This is a genomic window from Amnibacterium endophyticum, assembly GCF_042680685.1.
In the GTDB taxonomy this organism is placed as follows: Bacteria; Actinomycetota; Actinomycetes; order Actinomycetales; family Microbacteriaceae; genus Amnibacterium; species Amnibacterium endophyticum.
In genome coordinates this window covers 112950-128158 of the sequence record NZ_JBHUEA010000003.1, presented here as the reverse complement: position 1 = coordinate 128158, position 15209 = coordinate 112950, and the positions used below count along the sequence as shown (strand labels likewise).

The 15209-nt window shown below is 73.6% G+C and carries 19 protein-coding genes; 2 read left to right on the top strand and 17 right to left on the bottom strand.

Going from position 1 to position 15209, the window contains the following annotated elements; all coding sequences use genetic code 11:
- Positions 1 to 54: 54 nt before the first annotated feature.
- The 11 genes from ACFSBI_RS03155 to ACFSBI_RS03105 all read right to left on the bottom strand — a co-directional run bounded on the left by ACFSBI_RS03155 (position 55) and on the right by ACFSBI_RS03105 (position 7918).
- Positions 55 to 342, bottom strand: coding sequence for an HU family DNA-binding protein (locus tag ACFSBI_RS03155; protein ID WP_377931942.1), 288 nt, complete (start codon positions 340 to 342; stop codon positions 55 to 57).
- A 103-nt stretch (positions 343 to 445) separates the two neighbouring features.
- A complete protein-coding gene (gene rpsN / locus ACFSBI_RS03150; protein WP_377931939.1) occupies positions 446 to 751 on the bottom strand; it encodes a 30S ribosomal protein S14 in 306 nt (101 codons plus the stop codon).
- Positions 751 to 918: a 50S ribosomal protein L33 gene (gene rpmG, locus ACFSBI_RS03145; RefSeq protein ID WP_375387415.1), complete on the bottom strand. Its 168-nt coding sequence runs from the start codon at positions 916 to 918 to the stop codon at positions 751 to 753. Before rpmG ends, rpsN begins: the two co-directional genes overlap by 1 nt.
- A gap of 1 nt (position 919) precedes the next feature.
- The gene (gene rpmB, locus ACFSBI_RS03140; RefSeq protein WP_377931936.1) at positions 920 to 1156 is read right to left on the bottom strand and encodes a 50S ribosomal protein L28; all 237 of its coding nucleotides are present in this window, start codon (positions 1154 to 1156) and stop codon (positions 920 to 922) included.
- Between the two features lie 161 nt (positions 1157 to 1317).
- Entirely contained in the window at positions 1318 to 1704 is a 387-nt protein-coding gene (locus ACFSBI_RS03135) for a Fur family transcriptional regulator (RefSeq protein WP_377931934.1), read from the bottom strand.
- Positions 1701 to 2543 carry a metal ABC transporter permease gene (locus ACFSBI_RS03130; RefSeq protein ID WP_377931932.1) on the bottom strand — a complete coding sequence of 281 codons (843 nt, stop codon included), beginning with the start codon at positions 2541 to 2543 and terminating at the stop codon, positions 1701 to 1703. Before ACFSBI_RS03130 ends, ACFSBI_RS03135 begins: the two co-directional genes overlap by 4 nt.
- A complete protein-coding gene (locus tag ACFSBI_RS03125; RefSeq protein WP_377931930.1) occupies positions 2540 to 3340 on the bottom strand; it encodes a metal ABC transporter ATP-binding protein in 801 nt (266 codons plus the stop codon). Before ACFSBI_RS03125 ends, ACFSBI_RS03130 begins: the two co-directional genes overlap by 4 nt.
- The gene (locus ACFSBI_RS03120) at positions 3337 to 4245 is read right to left on the bottom strand and encodes a metal ABC transporter solute-binding protein, Zn/Mn family (RefSeq protein WP_377931928.1); all 909 of its coding nucleotides are present in this window, start codon (positions 4243 to 4245) and stop codon (positions 3337 to 3339) included. The genes ACFSBI_RS03125 and ACFSBI_RS03120 overlap by 4 nt, the downstream gene beginning before the upstream one ends.
- A 273-nt stretch (positions 4246 to 4518) precedes the next feature.
- On the bottom strand, positions 4519 to 5820 hold the full coding sequence (locus ACFSBI_RS03115) for a dihydrolipoamide acetyltransferase family protein (protein ID WP_377931926.1): 1302 nt from the start codon (positions 5818 to 5820) through the stop codon (positions 4519 to 4521).
- Between the two features lie 11 nt (positions 5821 to 5831).
- Positions 5832 to 6806, bottom strand: coding sequence for an alpha-ketoacid dehydrogenase subunit beta (locus tag ACFSBI_RS03110; protein ID WP_377931924.1), 975 nt, complete (start codon positions 6804 to 6806; stop codon positions 5832 to 5834).
- A complete protein-coding gene (locus ACFSBI_RS03105; RefSeq protein WP_377931922.1) occupies positions 6803 to 7918 on the bottom strand; it encodes a thiamine pyrophosphate-dependent dehydrogenase E1 component subunit alpha in 1116 nt (371 codons plus the stop codon). Before ACFSBI_RS03105 ends, ACFSBI_RS03110 begins: the two co-directional genes overlap by 4 nt.
- Before the next feature lie 163 nt (positions 7919 to 8081).
- Here ACFSBI_RS03105 and ACFSBI_RS03100 point away from each other — a divergent pair, with 163 nt between their 5' ends.
- Positions 8082 to 8504, top strand: coding sequence for a phage holin family protein (locus ACFSBI_RS03100; RefSeq protein ID WP_377931921.1), 423 nt, complete (start codon positions 8082 to 8084; stop codon positions 8502 to 8504).
- On the opposite strand, the gene ACFSBI_RS03095 is transcribed toward ACFSBI_RS03100, so the two are convergent.
- Positions 8443 to 9864, bottom strand: a complete 1422-nt coding sequence (locus ACFSBI_RS03095) for a hypothetical protein (protein WP_377931919.1) — start codon at positions 9862 to 9864, stop codon at positions 8443 to 8445. The genes ACFSBI_RS03100 and ACFSBI_RS03095 overlap by 62 nt on opposite strands.
- A complete protein-coding gene (locus tag ACFSBI_RS03090) occupies positions 9861 to 10097 on the bottom strand; it encodes a hypothetical protein (RefSeq protein WP_377931917.1) in 237 nt (78 codons plus the stop codon). Before ACFSBI_RS03090 ends, ACFSBI_RS03095 begins: the two co-directional genes overlap by 4 nt.
- 146 nt (positions 10098 to 10243) lie before the next feature.
- Here ACFSBI_RS03090 and purB point away from each other — a divergent pair, with 146 nt between their 5' ends.
- The gene (gene purB, locus ACFSBI_RS03085; RefSeq protein ID WP_377931915.1) at positions 10244 to 11626 is read left to right on the top strand and encodes an adenylosuccinate lyase; all 1383 of its coding nucleotides are present in this window, start codon (positions 10244 to 10246) and stop codon (positions 11624 to 11626) included.
- A gap of 3 nt (positions 11627 to 11629) precedes the next feature.
- On the opposite strand, the gene ACFSBI_RS03080 is transcribed toward purB, so the two are convergent.
- The 4 genes from ACFSBI_RS03080 to rplI all read right to left on the bottom strand — a co-directional run bounded on the left by ACFSBI_RS03080 (position 11630) and on the right by rplI (position 15206).
- Positions 11630 to 11890: a hypothetical protein gene (locus tag ACFSBI_RS03080; RefSeq protein WP_377931913.1), complete on the bottom strand. Its 261-nt coding sequence runs from the start codon at positions 11888 to 11890 to the stop codon at positions 11630 to 11632.
- Positions 11887 to 12453 (bottom strand): hypothetical protein, encoded by a 567-nt coding sequence (locus ACFSBI_RS03075; RefSeq protein ID WP_377931911.1) that lies wholly within the window; start codon positions 12451 to 12453, stop codon positions 11887 to 11889. Before ACFSBI_RS03075 ends, ACFSBI_RS03080 begins: the two co-directional genes overlap by 4 nt.
- Positions 12454 to 12708: 255 nt before the next feature.
- Positions 12709 to 14079, bottom strand: a complete 1371-nt coding sequence (gene dnaB, locus ACFSBI_RS03070) for a replicative DNA helicase (RefSeq protein ID WP_377932156.1) — start codon at positions 14077 to 14079, stop codon at positions 12709 to 12711.
- A 668-nt stretch (positions 14080 to 14747) separates the two neighbouring features.
- Positions 14748 to 15206 carry a 50S ribosomal protein L9 gene (gene rplI / locus ACFSBI_RS03065; RefSeq protein WP_377931909.1) on the bottom strand — a complete coding sequence of 153 codons (459 nt, stop codon included), beginning with the start codon at positions 15204 to 15206 and terminating at the stop codon, positions 14748 to 14750.
- Positions 15207 to 15209: the final 3 nt, after the last annotated feature.

Sequence of the window (15209 nt, the reverse complement as noted above, 5' to 3'; positions counted from 1 at the left end):
AGGGCCCGTCCTCCGCGAGGAGGACGGGCCCTTCGTGCTCGTCGTGGACGAGGGCTACTTGACGGCGGCCTTCAGCTTGCTGCCGGCGCTGATCTTGACCGACTTCGACGCGGCGATCTCGATCGGCTCACCCGTCTGCGGGTTGCGGCCCGTGCGGGCGGCGCGCTCGGTCTGCTCCACCGCGAGCCAGCCGGGGATCGTCACCTTCTTGCCGTCGGCGACGGACTTCGCGACCGTCGAGAAGAACGCGTCGAGCACGCCGCTCACGGCGCTCTGCGACTGGTCGGACTCGCTGGCGATCGCCGCCACCAGGTCGGTGCGGTTCACGGTGTTGTCTGCCATCTGAAAGTCGTCCTCCTCGTGTCGGACGGTCCGGCCGCATGGGTGCGGCGTGAGTCGGTACCGGTCGGGCCTCCGGCGTGTCGGCGTGAAGCCGCTCGGCAACCTACCAGGAGGACTTCGTGATGCCCGGGAGCTCGCCCCGATGCGCCATGTCGCGGAAGCGGACGCGGGAGATCCCGAACTTCGACAGCACGCCGCGCGGACGGCCGTCGACGGCGTCGCGGCTGCGGAGGCGCACCGGCGACGCGTCGCGCGGCAGCTTCTGCAGGGCCACGCGGGCCTCCTCGCGGGACTCGTCCGTCCCGTTCGGGTCCACGAGCTGCTTCTTCAGCTCGAGGCGCTTCGTGCGGTAGCGCTCCACCACCACGGCGCGCTGCTCGTTGCGCGCGATCTTGCTCTTCTTGGCCATTAGCGCTCCTCGCGGAAGTCGACGTGCTTTCGGATCACCGGGTCGTACTTCTTCAGCACGATGCGGTCGGGGTTGTTGCGGCGGTTCTTCCGGGTCACGTACGTGTAGCCCGTGCCGGCCGTCGACTTCAGCTTGATGATGGGACGGACGTCCTGCTGCCTGGCCATCTCAGATCTTCTCCCCGCGCGCGATGATGCTCGCGACCACGCTCTCGATGCCGCGGGCGTCGATCACCTTGATGCCCTTGGCCGAGACGGTCAGCGTGACGTTCCGCTTGAGGGACGGCACGTAGTAGGTCTTCTTCTGGACGTTGACGTCGAACCGGCGGCGGTTGCGCCGGTGCGAGTGCGAGATGGTGTTGCCGAAGCCGGGGCCGGCGCCGGTCACCTGGCAGGTTCCTGCCATGGGTTCCTCCTTGTACCGTGCGCGTGCGTCGGCACGCGCACCCAAGATCACTTGTCTGCAGCCCCGCCGGGTGCGACGGGACCACTGCCGCGACGCGGCCGATCGGAGAGTCTAGCCCAGATCCGCGGCGCGCCGCCGCTGAGCCGTCAGCGCGGAGGGGCTCAGGCCCTCGCGTGGCAGGCCTCGCAGGTGCCGAAGACGTCGACGACGTGCTGCGGGTCGCGGAAGCCGTGGGCGGCTGCGGTCCGCGCGGCCCACTCCTCGATGTCGTCCGCCTCGATCTCGACGGTGCGGCCGCAGGACCGGCAGATCAGGTGGTGGTGGTGCCCCGGCGAGGTGCAGGCGCGGTACAGCTGCTCGCCCTCGGCCTGCAGCGAGTCCGCCTCGCCCTCCTCGGCGAGGTCCGCGAGCGCGCGGTACACCGTGGCGAGCCCGATGGGGGAGCCGCCCTCGCGCAGCTGCGAGTGCAGGCTCTGCGCGCTCACGAAGTGCTCGCGCTCGGCGAGGGCCTCCCGCACCGCGGTGCGCTGCCAGGTCCGCCGCTTCATGCGTCGGAGCGTACGCGTCCCGACCGGCTCCTCCCGGCGAGACGGCACACGAGGTAGATGAGGAACGAGATCGTCGTCACGTAGGGGCTGATCGGGATCGCGGCGCCGAGCGCGAGCAGGATGCCGCCGACGATCGACACGGTCGCGAAGACCATGCTGAGCAGGCTCACCGCGAGCGGGCCGGACGCGATCCGGAGCGCGGCGGCTGCGGGCGTGACGAGCAGGGCGAGCACGAGCAGGGCGCCGACCGTCTGCACGGCCACCGAGACGGTCAGGGCGAGCAGCACCATGAAGACGATCCCGAGCGCACGGACCGGCACGCCGCGGGCGATGGCGACGTCCTCGTCGACGCTCGCGAACAGCAGGGGGCGCCAGACGACCAGCAGCGCCACGAGGACCACGGCGAGCACGGCGATCAGCTCGACGACCTGCCCGCCGTCGACGGAGACGACCTGCCCGGTGAGCAGCCCGAAGCGGTTCGCGGACCGTCCCGGGTAGATCGCGAGGAAGAGGATCCCGAGCCCCAGGCCGAACGGCATCAGCACGCCGATCACGGAGTTGCGCTCCCGAGCCCGGGGGCCGAGCACCCCGATCAGCAGGGCCGCGATGATCGCGCCGACGGTCGAGCCGGCGACGACGTCGAACCCGATCAGCAGCGCCCCCGCCGCGCCGGCGAACGAGAGCTCGCTCACCCCGTGCACCGCGAACGGCAGGTCCCGCGCCATCACGAAGAAGCCGATCAGCCCGCCCACGATCCCGAGCAGCGCTCCGGCGATGAGGGAGTTGGTGACGAGCCCGAGCAGCGCCCCGTAGTCGCTGAAGTCGAAGATGGCGCTCATCGGGGCGGCTCCGCGTGGTGGTGGTCCTCGTGCTCGCGGCCGGCGCCCACGACGAGGATGCGGTCCTGCACGTGGACCACGTCGACGCGCGTGCGGTACAGGTCGCTCAGCACCTCGGTCGTGAGCACCTCGTCCGGCGGGCCGATGCGCACCCGGCCGCCGACGACGTACAGCACCCGGTCGACGTGGTCGAGCACCGGGTTCACGTCGTGGGTGACGAACAGCACGGCGGCCCCGTGCTCGACCCGCTGCCGCTCGATGAGCGCGCTGACGGCGGCCTGGTTCGCGAGGTCGAGCGAGATCAGCGGCTCGTCGCAGAGCAGCAGCGCCGGGTCGGCGGCGATCGCCTGCCCGACGCGGAGGCGCTGCTGCTCGCCGCCGGAGAGCCGCCAGGCCGCGCGGTCCGCGAAGCCCTCGGCGCCGACGTCCGCGACGATCCGGTCGATGCGCTGCCGGTCCGCGCGCCGGCGGAGCGGCAGCCCGAAGCGTGCGCCGTCGACGCCGAAGCCGACGAGGTCGCGGCCGCGCACCGGGGTCGACGAGTCGAGCAGCCGCTGCTGCGGGATGTAGCCGATGCGCCGGTCGCCCCGAGCAGGGCGTCGGCCGAAGACGCGCACCGAGCCGGCCGACAGCGGCTGCAGCCCGAGCACCGCCTTGAGGAAGGTGGTCTTGCCCGAGCCGTTCGGGCCGAGCACGGCGATGAACTCGCCCGGTCGGACCTCGAGGTCGACGTCGCGCCAGAGGGTGCGGGCCCCGAACGCGAGACCCGCACCCTCCAGCTGCAGCGGAGCGGTCACGCGACCGCGCTGCGGAACTGCTGCAGGTCGTCCTGCATCCAGGCCAGGTAGTCCTTGCCGGACGGCAGCGTCTCGCGCACGCCGACCACGGGCACGCCCGCGCGCTTCGCGGCGGCGAGCACCTGCTCGGTCGTGCTGTCGGACGTCTGCTCGTTGTAGGCGAGCACGGCCACCTGCTGCTCGCGCAGCAGGTCGAGCTCCTCCTTCAGCACGGCGGGAGCGACGTCGTCGCCCTCCTCGACGGCCTCGCTGAACGCCTCCGGCGTCTTGTTCACGAGCCCGAGCGCCTCCGTCATGTACAGCGGCACGGGCTCGGTGATCGCCACGCCCTTGCCCTCCGCGGTCCTCCTGATGTCGGCCGCCGTGGCCTCCAGGTCCTTCAGCCTGCCCTGGAAGGTCTGCAGGTTCGACTCGAAGGTCGCGGCGCCGCTCGGATCGATGCGGCTCAGCTCCGCCGAGACGGCGGCGGCGACCTTCGACACGGCGGGCAGGTCGTACCAGACGTGCTCGTTGAACTCCCCGTCCGCGGGCTCGGTGTCGAGGCCGGACGCGTCGACGGCGTTCAGGGTCTTCGTCGAGCCCGGCGCGTTCTTCAGCAGCTGCGAGAGGAAGTCGTCGTACCCGCCGCCGTTCACGACGACCAGCCCGGCGCGGCTCACCGCGAGCTGGTCGCGGGTCGTGGCCTGGTACTCGTGCGGGTCCTGCGTCGGGTCGTCGATGATCGAGGTGACGGCGACGTCCGAGCCGCCGACCTGCTTCACGACGTCCCCCCACACGTCGGTCGACGCCACGACGGACACCCGGCCGTCGCTCGCCGACGACGACGCGGCGGGCGAGCCGGCGGTGCCGGAGCACCCCGCGAGGACGAGCGCGGGCAGCAGGGCGAGGGGGAGCAGGCGGCGCATGCTCCGACCCTAGCGGTACTGAGAACCGTTATCGAATCCGCTCCTCCGCCGGCCGCCGTGCCACGAAGGAGCCTCCACCGCCGGTCGAGGCACGACCAGGGAGCCGCCACCGCCGGTCGAGGTGCGACGAAGGAGCCGCCACCGCCGGTCGAGGTGCGACGAAGGAGCCTCGAGACCACCCGCGCTCGCGGATGCGGGTGGTCTCGAGGCTCGTTGCGCTCGCACCTCGACCGACGGCGCCGCTTCGACTCGACCGGCGGCGCATGCTGCGGCTCAGTCGAGCAGCAGCGCCGGCTCCTCCACGACGCTCGCGAGGTCCGCGACGAAGCGGCTCGCCACGTCGCCGTCGACGACGCGGTGGTCGAAGCTCGCGGCGACCGTGGTGACGTAGCGGGGGACCACCTGCCCGTCGACGACCCAGGGCTTCTGCCGGATCGTGCCCAGCGCGACGATCGACACCTCCCCCGGGTTCAGGATCGGCGTGCCGGTGTCGACGCCGAAGCTGCCGAGGTTCGTGATGGTGATCGTGCCGTCCGCCATGTCCGCCGGCGTCGACCGGCCGTCGCGGGCGGTGATCGTCAGCTGCTCCAGCGAGCCCGCGAGCGCCCGCATCGAGAGCGACTGCGCGTCCTTCACGTTCGGCACGATGAGCCCCCGCGGCGTCGCGGCCGCGATCCCGAGGTTCACGTAGTGGTGGACGACGATCTCGCTGTCCGTCCAGGTCGAGTTGACCGTCGGGTTGCGCTGCACCGCCCAGATCACGGCCTTCGCCATGACGAGCAGCGGCGAGATCTTCACGTTCGCGAAGTCCGGCGACGCCTTCAGGCGGCGCACGTACTCCATCGTCCGGGTCGCGTCCACGTCGACGAAGACGCTGACGTGCGGCGCGGTGAAGGCGCTCCGCACCATGGCGGCCGCGGTGGCCTTGCGCACGCCCTTCACGGGGATGCGCTCCTCGCGGTCCTCCGGCCACTCCGGGGTCTCGACGTTCCGGAAGACGCTGACCTGCTGCTTGGCGCGCAGCACGTCGTCCCGGGTGACCTCCCCCGACGGGCCGGACGGCGCGACGCGGGCGAGGTCGACGCCCAGGTCCTTCGCGAGCTTCCGGATCGGGGGCTTCACCGGGGCGGCGACGGCCTCCTTCGGCGGCACCTGCGAGCCGTGCGAGGCGGTCCGCTGTGAGCGGCGGCTCTTCGCGCGTGCGTCCACGCCGTAGCCGACGAGGACGGCGCCGCTGCGCTCCTCCGTCTGCTCCTCGGGCTCGCGCACCTGCACCTCGTTCGGCGCCGCGGCCTGCGCGGGGGTGCGCAGCGGCGCCGCGAGCTGCTCGGGGGTGCCGGAGGCGACGGCGATGATGTCCGTGCCGACCGCGACGGTGTCGCCCTCGGCCACGAGCAGCGCGTCGACGGTGCCGGCGTAGGGCGACGGCAGCTCGACGAGCGACTTCGCGGTCTCGATCTCGACGATCACCTGGTCCACGCCGACCTGGTCGCCGGGCGCGACCTTCCAGCTGACGATCTCGGCCTCGGTCAGGCCCTCGCCGACGTCGGGCAGGGCGAATCGGGAGGTGGTCACGGCGGTTCCTCCTAGTACGCGAAGGCGCGGTCCACGGCGTCGAGCACGCGGTCCGCGTCGGGCAGGTGCAGCTTCTCGAGCCGCGCCGGCGGGAAGGGGATGTCGAACCCGGCGACCCGCAGCACCGGGGCCTCCAGGGCGTAGAAGGCGCGCTCGGTCACGGTGGCGGCGATCTCCGCGCCGATCCCGAGGAACTCCGACGCCTCGTGGGCGACGACCGCGCGGCCCGTCTTCTCGACGCTGCCGACGACGGGGCCCCAGTCGATCGGGGAGAGGGAGCGGACGTCGACGACCTCGAGGCTGCGCCCCTCCTCGGCCGCGATCTCCGCCGCGGTGAGCAGCACGCTGACCATCGGCCCGTAGCCGATCAGCGTCGCGTCGGTGCCGGTGCGCACGACCCGGCTCGCGTGCAGCGGCACGGCGGGGGATTCGGTGTCGACCTCGCCCTTCGGCCAGTACCGGCCCTTCGGCTCGAAGAACAGCACCGGGTCGTCCGAGGCGATCGCCTGCTGGATCATCCAGTAGGCGTCGTTCGGGGTGGACGGCGAGACGACGCGGAGGCCGGCGGTGTGCGCGAACAGCGTCTCCGGGCTCTCCTGGTGGTGCTCGACAGCGCCGATGTGGCCGCCGTAGGGCACCCGGATCACGACCGGCATCGTCAGGGCGCCCTCGTGCCGGTTCGTGACCTTCGCGAGCTGCGAGGTGATCTGGTCGAAGCCCGGGTAGATGAAGCCGTCGAACTGGATCTCGCAGACCGGCCGGTAGCCGCGCATCGCGAGCCCGATCGCCGCCCCGACGATGCCTGACTCGGCGAGCGGGGTGTCGAAGACCCGCTTGTCGCCGAACTCCGCCTGCAGGCCCTCCGTGACGCGGAACACGCCGCCGAGCGTGCCGACGTCCTCCCCCATCATGAGCACCCGGTCGTCCTCGGCCAGCGCGCGGCGGAGCCCCGCGTTCAGCGCCTTCACCATCGGCATCGAGGTCATGCGCCACCTCCGAACGAGGACTCGTAGCGCTCGAGCCACGCCTGCTGCTCCCGCATGCGCGGGTGCTCCTCGCTGTAGACGTGCTCGAACATCAGGCTGAGCGGGGGGTCCGTCAGCTCGAGCGCCCGCCGCCGTACGTCCGCGGCGACGTCCTGGGCGCGCGCGTCGATCTCGTCGAGCACCTCGGCGCCGACGCCGTCGTGCTCGAGGTGGCGGCGCAGCCGGAGGATCGGGTCGCGCAGCGTCCAGCGCTGCAGCTCCTCCTCCGACCGGTACTTCGTCGGGTCGTCGCTGCTCGTGTGCGCGCCGATGCGGTACGTCAGCGCCTCGATCAGCGCGGGGCCGCGGCCGGCCCGCGCGTCGTCGAGCAGCGCGCCCGTCACCGCGTGCACGGCGAGCACGTCGTTGCCGTCGACCCGGACGCCCGGGATGCCGAAGCCCGAGGCGCGGCGGTAGAGCGGGACCCGGGACTGGCGCTCGACGGGGACCGAGATCGCCCAGTGGTTGTTCTGGATGAAGAAGACCTGCGGGGTCGCGTAGCTCGCCGCGAAGACCAGCGCCTCGTTGGTGTCGCCCTGCGCGGTCGCGCCGTCGCCGAAGTAGACGAGCACCGCCTCGTCGCGCTCGGGGTCGCCGGTGCCGGCCAGCCCGTCGAGCTGCACGCCCATCGCGTACCCGGTCGCGTGCAGGGTCTGGGAGCCGATCACCAGGCAGTAGACGCGGAAGTTCCCGTTCGCCGCCGGGTCCCAGCCGCCGTGGGTCGCGCCCCGGTAGAGCCGGATGATCGCGAGGGGGTCGAGGCCGCGGACCATCGCGACGGCGTGCTCGCGGTACGCGGGGAACAAGGTGTCCTGCGGTCGGGCGGCCCGGCCCGAGCCGACCTGCGCCGCCTCCTGGCCGTAGCTCGGCACCCAGAGCGCGAGGTGGCCCTGGCGCTGCAGGTTCGCCGCCGCGACGTCGAAGGCGCGCGTCGTCACCATGTCCTCGAGGAACCGCAGCTTCGTCTCGGTCGGCACCCCCAGCGCCCGCTCCGCATAGGGCTCCGCCGCCGCCGTCGGCTGCAGGGCCCCGTGCTCGTCGAGCACGGACACCGTCTCGGGATCCGCTGCCATGCCGCTCCTCTCCCCCGCGGGGCGCGACCCGGGTCGGGGCACCTGGCGCGGGGCGCTCCGGCCCGGCCGTCACTGTATCCGCAGGGCGCGCGATCGCCCTCCTGCATGCCGCGGCGGGCATGCAGGAGGGCGGGCGCAGGGTCCGGTGCGCCATAGTGGGGGGATGCGCCGCTTCGTCGTGCGGGTGATCGTGAACGCCATCGCCCTCTGGCTGACGACGCTGCTGTTCGCCGCCGTCGGCTGGAGCAGCGGGGTCCGGGTGGTCGCCTACGACCGCGGGGACGCTGTCGCGAGCGTGCTGACGTTCCTGCTGCTCGGGCTGCTGTTCGGCGTGGTGAACGGCGTGCTCGGCACCGCGATCCGCATCGTCGCGTTCCCGCTGTACCTCCTCACCCTCGGGCTGATCTCGCTCGTGGTGAACGGGCTGCTGTTCCTGCTCGTCGCCTGGCTGAGCGACGCCATCGGCTTCGGGCTGGTCGTGGACGGGTTCTGGTGGGGCGTGCTCGGCGCGCTGGTGCTGGGCGTCATCGGCTGGCTGGTGGGGCTGGTGCTGCGCCCGCTGAGCGGGGACGACCGGGAGCGCTGACCGGCTCCCCGCCGTCCGGGACGATCCGTCGCGCGGCGTAGCGGGTCGCGGTGCCCTCCTCGCCGCCGAGGAAGCCCGTCCACCGCGTCCGCAGCGCCGCGATCCGGGTGGAGCCGGACGCCTCCGCAGCGGCGACGGTGCGGCGGTACTCGACCATGTCGTGCGCGGGGAACGCCGCGGCCGCCCCGCTGCCGTAGACGGGCCGCAGGGCGGCGTCCGGCAGCGATCGCCGCACCACCACCGTGCCCGCGCCCGCCGCCGCGGGCACGCCGCCGAGCGCCGGCACGAGGTCCTGGTCGTGCGTCACCTGCAGCACGTCGACGCCGGGCGGCGCCGGGATCTGCTCCGTCGGGCCGCCGAACTGCACCACGCCCTCGACCGCGTAGTCGCCGCGCTCCGCGATGCGCAGCACGTTCAGCGCGCCCTGCGAGTGCCCGACGAGCAGGACGGGGTCGTCCGGCCCGACGCCCGCCTGCCGCATCGCGTCCAGCACCGCCCGCTGCGCGTCGGTCGGGGTGCCCGCCACCCCGCGCACGTCGGACTCCAGATCGAAGGGCTCCTCGCCGCTGCGCACGTCGAAGGTGACGGTGCCGGCGCTGTAGACGATCCAGCGCGCCCGGCCGCCGTCCTCGTACCGCTCGACCCGCACCTGACCCTCGGGCGAGGCCCCGTCGGGCAGGCGCCGCCCCAGCTCCTCGAGCGAGCCCGGTCGCGCCGTCGGGGAGGACGCGGTCCGACGCACGGCGATCGGGTGCGCCGTCGGCCAGATCATCGCCGCGAGCAGCGCGCCGATCGCCTCGGTGCCGAAGGGCGACCCCGGGTCGTCCACGAGGAGGTCGCGCGGGGTCTCGACGCCGAGCAGGCCGCGCACGGTGTCGTCGAGCGAGGACAGCCGCAGCTGCAGCCACCGCACGACCTCGGGGTCGGACTGCGGGGCGATCCTGCCGGTGCGGATCCACTCGTCGAGCGCCTGCTGGGCGAGGAAGCCGCCGCTGACGAGCGCGTCGGCGAGCAGCGTCGGCGCCGGCGCGATCCGCAGCCCGAGCCCCTCGATCGCGCCGGCGAGGGCGAAGCCGGTCTGCTGCGAGCGGGCGATCGCGTGCTCGGTCCACCCGTAGCGCTGCGCGGCGGTCCGCAGCCCGTCCGCCGCGAGCGCGGCCTGGCGCTCGGCGTCGTCCAGGCGGTCGGCCGCCTCGTGCAGGGCGCCCGAGACGTGCGGCGAGGCGCCGAGCGCAGCGGCCCGCGCCCGGGCGGCGAGGCCGCGCAGCCCCTTCCGGGCCCCGCCGAGCACCGCGGCGGCGCGCAGCATCTCGCCCGTGTCGACCGCGACGGGACCGCCGACCGACGGCGGCGCGCTCATCGCGCGGCGGGCGCCACCGCGAGGGCGTCGTGGGCGAGCGCGATCACCCGCTGCAGCACCCGCACGGCCTCGGCGTACTCGCCCGCGCAGAGCGACTGCCATCCGGGCAGCACCGGGTCGGGCAGCGGGACGGACCCGAGCGCCCGGCCGATCGCCCGGGCCTCCTCGATCGCGGCGGCGTCACGCGGGTCGCCTCCGGTGCCGAGGATCCGGTCGAGCAGGTCGTCGGGCATGCCGAGAGGGTGCCGCGCCCGAGCGGCCCGCAGCGCCCGGACCGCGACCCGCACCCCCCCTGCGGCCCGAGGAGCGGCCTGGGGAGGAGCGGAACCCGAGGGTCTGGGAGGATCGACCGGCCCTGCAGGCCGTGAAGGAGGACCCGATGCCCCCGCTGTCCGACCAGCCGATCTCCCCGCTCGACGGCCGCTACCGCGCCGCCACGTCCGCGCTCTCGTCCCACCTCTCCGAGGCCGGGCTGAACCGCGCCCGGGTGCGGGTCGAGGTCGCCTGGCTCGTCGCGCTGACGGACGCGGGCGTCGCGGGCACCGCTCCGCTCGGTGCCGACGAGCGCGCGGCCCTGCTCGGCCTGCCGGACGCCTTCGGCGACGCCGAGGTCGCCGAGCTGGCCGGGCTCGAGGCGGTGACCCGGCACGACGTGAAGGCCGTGGAGTACCTCGTGCGCGCCCGGCTCGACGCGCTCGGCCTCGGGCGGCTCGCCGAGCTCGTGCACTTCGCCTGCACCAGCGAGGACATCAACAACCTCGCCGTCGCGATCACGGTCCGGGACGCGCTCCACGAGGTGTGGCTGCCGGCGTTCGACCTGGTCGTCTCCCGCCTGCGCGGGCTCGCGGAGCGGTGGGCGGACGCGCCGATGCTCGCCCGCACCCACGGGCAGCCCGCGACGCCGACGACGATGGGCAAGGAGCTCGCGGTGTTCGTGCACCGCCTCGCCCGGCTCCGGGCGCAGGTGCTCGCGGTGGAGATCACGGGCAAGGCGAACGGCGCCTCCGGGGACTTCGCCGCCCACGTCGTCGCGGCGCCGGAGATCGACTGGCAGGGCCTCGCCCGGGGCTTCGTCGAGGGCCTGGGGCTGTCCTGGAACCCGCTCACCACCCAGATCGAGTCGCACGACTGGCAGGTGGAGCTGTACGGCCGGCTCACCCACGTGGACGGGGTCCTGCACAACCTCTGCACCGACGTGTGGCTCTACATCGCGGAGGGCTACCTGAAGCAGGTGCCGCAGGCGGGCGCCACCGGCAGCTCGACCATGCCGCACAAGGTGAACCCGATCCGCTTCGAGAACGCCGAGGCGAACCTCGAGCTCGCGGACGGCGTGCTCGGCACCCTCGCCCGCACGCTCGTGACCTCCCGCTGGCAGCGGGACCTGACCGACTCGACGACCCAGCGCAACATCGGCGTCGGCATCGGCCACGCGCTCGTCGCCCTCGACAACATCGCCCGGGGCCTCGACGAGATCGACCTCGACCGGCAGCGGCTGCTCGACGACCTCGACGCGAACCAGGAGGTGCTGGGGGAGGCCGTGCAGACGGTCGTCCGCGCCGAGGTCGTCGCCGGACGCAGCACGCACGAGAACCCCTACGAGCTGGTCAAGGAGCTGACGCGCGGGCGCCGGGTGGACGCCGCGACGATGCGCGCCTTCGTCGAGGGGCTCGGCCTCGAGCGGGCGGCGGCGGAGCGGCTCGCGGCGCTGACGCCCGCCGGCTACACGGGGCTCGCGGAGCGGCTCGTCGACCACGTCCGCTGACGCTCAGGCGTCGCGGTTGCGCTCCTCGTCCCGGCGGTCCTGCAGCGGACGGGTGTCCTCCGGATCCGCGGGCTCGCCGGCGGCGAGCGCCAGCATCGCGAGCACGAGCAGCGCGACGATGAAGGCGACGCCGGCGAGGATCACCGAGAGCTGCAGGTCGCGGGTGCCGATCAGCGCGATGCCGCCGGTGAACACGGCGAGCACGGCGGCGAACCCGACCAGCTCGACCGGCTTCAGGCGTTCGCGGAGGCTTGGACGGCTCATGCGCGGCTCCGCTTCACATGGAGGTTCGCGGCGGCGATGCCGAGGTAGACCGCGGACAGCGCGGCCCATGCGCTGAGCACGCCGACGGAGAACGCGACGTCGGGATCGAGGATGACCACCATCAGCCCGACGACGACCTGCAGGCCGCCGATCACGATCCCGTCGCCGAAGGCGTCAGGGCCCTCCGCCCGCAGCAGCGCGCCGAGCACCTCGAGGCCGCCGACGACGAGGAAGACGAGCACCTGGACGGGCCGCAGCACGTCGATGCCCCCGCCCGGCGCGGCCAGCAGCAGCACCGCGCCGAGGAGGGACACCGAGGCGCGGGCCACGAGCAGCGCGAGCCCCGTGCGGGTGCTCGCCAGGCGCGGCGACCAGGCGGCGAGCAGCACCGCCTGCCCGAGCAGGAAGACGCCGAGGGCGACGATGCCGAGCTCGACGCGGTAGGCGGGGCGGTGCTCGGTGCTGAACGTGACCACCGCTGCCAGCACCGCGAGGATCACCGCGCGGCTCGCGGGCGCGGCGACGGGAGTGCGTCGGGCCGTGCGGCCGGTCGTCGTGGTCACGGTCCCCTCCTCGCCCGCAGGTCCCGCGGCCGACTCCCCAGCGTACGACGTGCCCGCCGCCCCGCCCGCCGGGCCCCGCCCGCCGCTGAACGGCCCGTGCAGCGCCCAGCGACGAGGTCGCCGTTGCGCAACACGGCCCGTGTCACCGCGCGCTCCCCGACGCCTCCGCGCCATGCTGTGCAGCCCTGAGCGACACGGGCGGCGTTGCGCGACACCGCCCGTGCTGCTGCGCGCTGCACAGCGCCGCGGCGCGGGTCAGGCGACCGCGATGTCCGCGAAGCGGCTGTACCGGCCGTGGAAGGCGACGGTGATCGTGTCCGTGGGGCCGGCGCGGTGCTTCGCGACGATCAGGTCGGCGTCGGGGTTCGGCTGGTCGCGGTCGTAGGCGCTCTCGCGGTGCAGCAGGATCACGATGTCCGCGTCCTGCTCGATCGAGCCGGACTCGCGCAGGTCCGAGATCGCGGGGCGCTTGTCGGCGCGCTGCTCCGATCCGCGGTTCAGCTGCGACAGGGCGATGACCGGGACGCCCAGCTCCTTCGCGAGCAGCTTCAGCGCGCGGGAGAACTCGCTGATCTCCTGCTGCCGGCTCTCGACCCGCTTGCCGCTCGTCATCAGCTGCAGGTAGTCGATGACGATCAGCCGGAGCCCGACCTTCTGCTTCAGCCGCCGGCACTTCGCACGGATCTCGACGAGCGTCATGTTCGGGCTGTCGTCGATGAACAGCGGGGCGTCGTTGATCCGGCCGCGGGTCGCCGCGATCTTCGTCCAGTCGTCGCTGCCGAGGCGCCCCTTGCGCATGTCCTGCATCGAGATCGTCGCCTCGGCGGCCATGAGCCGCATGGCGATCTCGCTGCGCCCCATCTCCAGGGAGAAGAAGATCGTCGGCATGTTCGCCTTGACGCTCGCGTGCCGGGCGAAGTCGAGCGCCAGCGTCGACTTCCCCATCGCGGGTCGCGCGCCGATGATGATCATCTGGCCCGGGTGCAGGCCGTTCGTCAGCTCGTCGAGCCCGCGGAAGCCGGTCGGGACCCCTGTCAGCTCGCCGTCCCGGCCGCTCGCGGCCTCCATCTCGTCGATGGCGATGGTGACGGCTTCGGAGAGCGGCGCGTAGTCCTCCGCGGCCTGCTCGCGGGCGATCGCGAAGACCTCGGCCTGCGCCTGGTTCAGCAGGTCCATCGCGTCGCCCTCGGCGCCGTAGCCGAGCTGCGCGATGTGCGTGCCGGCCTCGACGAGGCGGCGCAGCACGGCCTGCTCGGCGACGATCTGCGCGTAGTAGCCGGCGTTCGCGGCCGTGGGGACGATGTTCGTCAGCGTGTGGAGGTAGGCCTCGCCGCCGGCGCGCTGCACGTCGCCCGTGCGCCCCAGCTCGTCGCCGACCGCGATCGCGTCGGTCGGCTCCCCCCGCGAGTACAGGCTCAGGATCGCCTGGAAGACGACCTCGTGCTTCGGCACGTAGAAGTCGGCGCCGATCACGACCTCGAGCACGTCCGCGACCGCGTCGGTCGACAGGAGCATGCCCCCGAGGGCGCTCTGCTCCGCGAGCAGGTTGTGCGGCGGCGTGCGCTCCCTGCGCTGCTGCTGCCCGGGCTCGTCCCACTCCGGCGGGACCGTGTCCCACTCCGTCATCGACATGCGCTGCTCCCCCTCCCGCGTCCCACGGCTCGGCCGATCCGGGCCGACCCCGGGTGTACCACCGCGCCCGGACACCGCGCGCTCCGCGGGGCGCCCCGGCCGGACCGCTCCGAACGACCCGCGCAAACTATGGGAGGCGCTGTGCACAGGCGTGTGGAGGACGCGCGGGGGAAGCCCTTCTCCCCATGTGGAGTCCCTGTGGAGAACCGCCGGTGGGCGAACCTGAGCGACACATATGAGTGGCACCTGATCAGGTGCTCGACTACTCACAGGGCGAGATGGGGATAAGTCGGCTCAACGCATGGTCGAACCCCGCGGCGCCGTCCCAGGATCAGTGTGCCCGCGGCCTCCGACATCGCCGCGGCGACGGGCCGCCGCAGCCTGAAGAACGATCCACGGGCGCGCTCCGACACCCCGGGCGCCCGGATCCGCCCGCGGTGTCGGAGCGCGCCCGTGCGGGCCCTGAAGGGCCGCTCCGAGCTCCGCAGCGCGGCGGGTCCGAGCAGCGCGGGCCGATTCCCCCGAGGCGGGCGGCTTCCGACGATGCGGGCGCGTCCTCGCGCCCGGGCGGTCGGATGTCGCCCGCAGGAGTCGGTGGCGGGCCGGGAACGACGAACGGCGCCGCCCCCGGGAGGGGACGGCGCCGTTCGGGCGGAGGTCGCTCAGCGAGTGCTGGCGACGTCCAGGGTCAGCGTCGCGCGCACGTCGTCGCGCAGGCGGACGGTGGCCTCGTGCGTGCCGGTCGAGCGCACGGGCGAGGAGAACTCGACCGCTCGGCGGTCGATCGACCCGAGGCCCGCGGCGCTCACCGCGTCCGCGACGTCGCCGGTCGACACGGAGCCGAACAGGCGGCCGGCCTGGCCGGTGCGCACCTCGATGCGGATCGGCTGGGCCTCCAGGCGCTGCTTGTGCGCCTGGGCCTCCTCGATCGAGGCCGCCTCGCGGGCCCGGCGGGCCTTGGCGATGGCGTCGACCTGCTTCTGGCCGCCACGCGTCCACTGGGTCGCGAGGCCCTGCGGGACGAGGTAGTTGCGGGCGTAGCCGCCCTTCACCTCGACGACGTCGCCGGCGCTGCCGAGGCCGCCGACCTCGTGGGTCAGGATCACCTTGGTGGTGCTCATGTG